The sequence below is a fragment of the Streptococcus sp. DD04 genome (assembly GCF_001578725.1).
GTDB lineage: Bacteria > Bacillota > Bacilli > Lactobacillales > Streptococcaceae > Streptococcus > Streptococcus sinensis.
This window is the reverse complement of record NZ_KQ968978.1, coordinates 361,018-366,072: the sequence shown is the minus strand read 5'-3', so window position 1 is coordinate 366,072 and position 5,055 is coordinate 361,018. Positions and strand designations below refer to the sequence as shown.

Genomic DNA, 5,055 nt, shown 5'->3' with positions numbered 1-5,055 from the left:
AGCACCTTCTCCGCCAGATGCTGACGCCGACTGGCAATATAAAGCAACAGCTCCGTTTTAGCATCCATGGCCGTATGCCCCCTATCCAAGATCACCTCGCGAATCTTTTCAGAAATGGCCACACCGCCAGGTTCTCTGGTTGTCACTATCTGACATCCCATTTCTTTCAGCTGAGGAATCAGCGCCTCTAAGACACTGGTCTTCCCAGCACCTTCTGGACCTTCCAGCGATATAAAAATACCTTTTTTCATCGTTTCCCTTTTACATATCTTCTGCTAACTAACGGCAGAATCTTTTATTTTAATCTACCTTTTATTGTACCAAAAATTATCTCAAAAGCCCATAGAAGAATTTTTCGAAAAATATTTCATATTATTTTCATAAAATGAAAACTTTTGATAAAATAGAGTCAGAAAATTCTTAGGAGAATATGATGTTTAAATTCAAAAATATACTGGCCATCATTCTGGGGGCTGGAATTTTTTCTTTTGCGATTCATTATTTGGTCATTCCTTTTCATTTGTATGAGGGCGGCGCAACGGGTCTGACCTTGATTACCTACTATCTGTTTAAAATACCCGTCTCGACCACTAATCTGATTATCAATATTCCGCTCTTTATTATTGCTTGGAAACTACTGGGCTCTCGAACTCTCTATCTCAGCATTCTGGGTACTTTTTCTGTGTCCGCTTGGCTCAAGATTTTTGAAATCCTACCAGCCTCCAAGCATCTACAAGAGTACTTCTTTTCAGCTCTGGATGGCGATGTCTTGCTGGCTTGCTTGGGAACAGGGATTGTGATGGGAATTGGGCTGGGCACTATCTTCAATGCTGGTGGAACCACTGGTGGCACCGATATTGTAGCCCGCATCTTCAATAAATATACCAGCATTTCCATGGGCCGACTCATGCTGACGGTTGACTTTGTGGTGATTTCCTTGGTTCTTCTAGTCTTCAAAGATCTGCGCATGGTGTCTTATACCCTGATGTTTGTCTTCATCACTTCCCGCGTCATTGACCTGATTGCAGAAGGCGGCTTTGCGGGTAAAGGCTTCCTCATCGTTACCAGCAAGCCAACCGAGCTAGCCGAAGCTATCAATGAAAAGCTGAATCGCGGGGTAACCTATCTGAAAGGACAAGGTTTTTATAGCCAGCAGGATTTACAAATCGTTTACTGTGTCGTCTCTCGTAATGAAATGCAGCAGATGAAGAAAATCATCAATAGCGTAGATCCATTTGCCTTCACAACCATCAATGAAGCCCATGAAATATTAGGAGAAGGATTTACCCTAGATGCTAACAAGCAACCTATCGTACGATAACGAAAAAACCTCTATATTGAGGTTTTTCTTTTGTCCTTATAAAACTTTAGCACTAGTGCGAGTAATTTCTGCCACTTCAATTCCGTGCTCTTCAAACTTAGCTTTTAAAGCAGTCATATCAAGGTTGCCATCAATCTGTACTTCAATCACAATTTTTCCATCTTTTCTTGGGATATTGACTGTATTAGAAATATTCAGATTTTCTTCGACAATCAATGTGACGATTTTAGCCAGCACACCGACCTTGTCTTCTGTGACAAAACGCATGCGGACACCCTCTTCTCCGTAGCCAGAAACCTCAAGGAAGGCCTTGAAAATATCACGATCTGTGATCACGCCGTAGACCTGTTCATTGTCAACAACCGGTAAAATCCCAATTTTATTTTTCAGCATCAAATAGGTCGCATCTTCCAGACTGGCATACTTGGAAACGGTAACTACATCGTGAATCATCACATCTTTTACCTTAGTTTTATTTAGAAGATAATTCATTTCATAGATGGATAAGCTCGTTGCCTTCGATGGACTTGCTTCTGCAATCGTTCCTTCTGTCACAAGACCTACCAGCTTGTCATTTTCAATAACGGGCAGACGGTGCAGTTTTTGGTCGCGCATAATATCCGCTGCATGCGCAATCGTTGTGTCTGGACTAATGTATACGACCTTGCGTGTCATAAAATCTTTTACTGCCATGAGAAGCCTCCTCAGCATTTTCTTATCTTATTTTGATTTTATTATACTGTATTTTCTCAATGATTTCAAACGCTTTCAATCTCCTTGCTTAAATTTTCAAAATTTAGAAAAATCATTCAAGAATTTAGTTGAAGATAAACACAAGTTCCTATCAAAAAAAGACAGTTCTTTTCATGGTGCGAACTGCCTTTTTATTACTTAAAACTCTATGTCAGCTTCCAAGCCAAAGTGATCACTAACGACTGGTCCACGCTGCCCGTCAAAAACAACAGCTGATTTCGCAATGTTAAAATCTTTACTTGTAAAAATATAATCAATTTTTAGAGCATCTTTGTTTCCTGCCCAGCCAGCAATATCACCTTCAACTGTTGCTTTACCAACGACTGTGTTAGCAACTGCATGACTATCTTGCAAAGCAAGCGGACTTTTTAGAATGTGCTGATAGCCTTCATAACCGACAGGATTGTTAAAATCTCCCATGAGAACCAGCGGAGTCTGAACTTGCAAAAGCTCTGATTCAAACTTAGCCCATTCTCCTTGGAAACCTTTATCCCACCAAGATAAGTGACAAGAAGCGACCGTGATAGGCTGACCATCGAGCTCCGTTTCTGCCAGCAAGACTTTACGCGTATGATAGTCAGTTGGATCATTGACATCAGACACCAAGAGCTCTCTTGCCGTTAAGGGCTTTCTTGACAGAATTGCGACCCCTTCATTGTAAATATCAAAACCAATATGGTTATAGGCCCAAGACCAGTAATAGTCCATACCTGCCTCAGCTAGTTTCTCAACCAGACGCAGGGCATAGTGGTCCTGGTGAATCGGAATGGCGCCATCTACCGCATAATAGAAGGGAGCCTGAACAACCTGTTCAGACTCCACTAATTGATTGACTTCCTGCAGGCAAATGACATCATATTTTTCTTGGAGAATACGCTCAGCTAGCTGTTTTAGCTTGCTTTCTTGCTCTTCTTCCATCCAACTATGAGTATTTAAAGTCAGGAATTTTGCCATGATTTCTCTTTTCTATCTTACAATTCTACTTTAGCCACAACTGTCTTAGCAGCGACTTTGCCGAATTTTTCAACTACAACTGATTTGATTGCTGGAGCATTTGTGAAGACAACGACAGTTGATGTTTCACGACCTGCTTCTTTAATAGCTGCCAAATCTGCTGTTACCAAAAGATCACCTGCAGCAACTGTTTGTCCTTCTGCTACATGTACTTCAAATGGTTTGCCTTCAAGGCTAACAGTATCAAGACCGATATGAACAAGCACTTCAAGACCAGCTTCAGTCAAGAGACCAAGAGCATGTTTGGTAGGGAAGACGCTTGTCACTTTACCAGCCACTGGAGAGTAGATTTTGCCATTTGCTGGTTCAACTGCAAATCCATCACCCATCATTTTTTGTGAGAAAACTGGATCTTTCACATCTTCCAACTTGATAACTTCACCTTCAGCAACTGTTTCGATTGCTTCTGTCACACCCTTGTAGCTAACTGCTGCAGCTGCAGACTCAGCTTTTTGACTTGGCAAAGTTTCAGGAATCACTTCTCCTGAATCCAACAAGTCTTGAATATCAGATTTAAGAACATCAGCTTTTGGTCCGTAGATTGCTTGGACGCCTTGACCTTTCATAACCAAGCCCATAGCGCCTTCAGCTTTCCACTGTTCTTCTGTTCCGACTTTTTCTGCATCTTTGACAGTCACACGCAGACGAGTCATACATGCGTCTACATCAACGATATTAGCACGACCACCCAGCAAGTTAATGATGTTCACTACTTGAGAAGATGCTGCTACTTTTTCACCGCCTTGAACTGAAGAACCAGCGTCTGAACCTTCAGCTGTTTCATAGTTGCCATTACGTCCTGGAGTTGCGTAGTTGAACTTCTTGATCATGAAGTTAGCGATGAAGTACATAATTACAGCAAAGAGGACACTTACCCAAATAAAGTTAATAATATCCATACCCAAGCCAGCGTTGATCGCCATTGGAGTACGAGTCAAGAATTCGATAGAACCGAATGAGTGTACACGAAGGTTTACAATGTCAGCCATAGCAAAGGCAGCACCTTGTACGAATGAGTAAATCAAGTAAAGTGGAGTTGCCACGAACATGAACATGTACTCGATTGGCTCAGTAACACCTGTCAAGAAGGTTGCCAAAGCAGTAGCGATCATCATCCCTTTGTATTGGTGTTTCTTATCAGCATCAACATTGCGGTAAATAGCTGCTACTACCCCCATAAGGATACCAAATGAACCAATCATCTGTCCAACTTTGAAGCGAGCTGGGTGAACAGTATCAAGTAAGTGCTGATAAGTAGACGGATTAGCTGTTTTTGTACCAACCAAGTCATTTACCCAAGCCAACCAAAGTGGATCTTGTCCAAATACTTGAGTTCCTTTAGCAGCACCAGTCAATACTTCATAAGTTCCCCCAAGCTGTGTGTAGTTCATTGGGATAGTCAGCATGTGATGCAAACCAAATGGAAGCAAGAGACGTTCCAAAGTACCGTACAAGAACGGTGCCAAGATTGGAGCTGTGTCTTGTGAATTCGCAATCCAAATACCAAAGTTGTTGATACCTGTTTGAACAACTGGCCATACAAATGACAAAACAATTGCTACGATTGCTGAGCGCAAAATAACAACGAACGGTACAAAACGCTTACCATTGAAGAATGACAAAGCATCTGGCAATTTACGGAAGTTGTAGTATTTGTTGTAAGCTGTTGCTCCAACAAAACCAGCGATGATTCCGACGAAAACCCCCATGTTCAAAGCAGGAGACTCAAGGACACTGATAAAGTAGTCAGAAACCTTAATGCTTCCTCCCAACAAAGTGCTAACCATTGCTTCTGGATCTTTTAGCATATCACCTGATACACCAAACATAACCCCAGTGATACGGTTAATCAAAATGAAGGATAGACCTGCCGCAAAGGCACCACCAGCACGATCTTTCGCCCAGCTACCGCCAATAGCAAGAGCAAAGAGGATATGCAGGTTACCGATAACCCCCCAACCAATTTG

The 5,055-nt window shown here is 41.9% G+C and carries 5 protein-coding genes; 1 reads left to right on the top strand and 4 read right to left on the bottom strand.

Annotation, left to right across the window (positions count from 1 at the left end):
- On the bottom strand, positions 1-251 hold a 251-nt coding region (locus STRDD04_RS11495; protein WP_269450152.1), incomplete at its 3' end, for a dTMP kinase.
- Positions 252-433: 182 nt separating this feature from the next.
- On the opposite strand from STRDD04_RS11495, the gene STRDD04_RS06715 reads away from it, so the two are divergent.
- A complete protein-coding gene (locus tag STRDD04_RS06715) occupies positions 434-1,321 on the top strand; it encodes a YitT family protein (protein WP_062200528.1) in 888 nt (295 codons plus the stop codon).
- 36 nt (positions 1,322-1,357) lie between these two features.
- On the opposite strand, the gene STRDD04_RS06710 is transcribed toward STRDD04_RS06715, so the two are convergent.
- The 3 genes from STRDD04_RS06710 to STRDD04_RS06700 all read right to left on the bottom strand — a co-directional run.
- Entirely contained in the window at positions 1,358-2,014 is a 657-nt protein-coding gene (locus STRDD04_RS06710; RefSeq protein ID WP_062200525.1) for a CBS domain-containing protein, read from the bottom strand.
- Between the two features lie 198 nt (positions 2,015-2,212).
- Complete coding sequence (locus STRDD04_RS06705) at positions 2,213-3,028, bottom strand: endonuclease/exonuclease/phosphatase family protein (RefSeq protein ID WP_062200523.1); 816 nt, start codon at positions 3,026-3,028, stop codon at positions 2,213-2,215.
- A 17-nt stretch (positions 3,029-3,045) separates the two neighbouring features.
- The coding region (locus tag STRDD04_RS06700) for a PTS transporter subunit IIBC (protein WP_082757353.1) at positions 3,046-5,055 on the bottom strand (2,010 nt) is incomplete at its 5' end.

Coding starts and splice junctions, on each gene's coding strand:
- STRDD04_RS06715 (WP_062200528.1), top strand. CDS start 434: ATGTTTAAATTCAAAAATATACTGGCCATCATTCTGGGGGCTGGAATT.
- STRDD04_RS06710 (WP_062200525.1), bottom strand. CDS start 2,014: ATGGCAGTAAAAGATTTTATGACACGCAAGGTCGTATACATTAGTCCA.
- STRDD04_RS06705 (WP_062200523.1), bottom strand. CDS start 3,028: ATGGCAAAATTCCTGACTTTAAATACTCATAGTTGGATGGAAGAAGAG.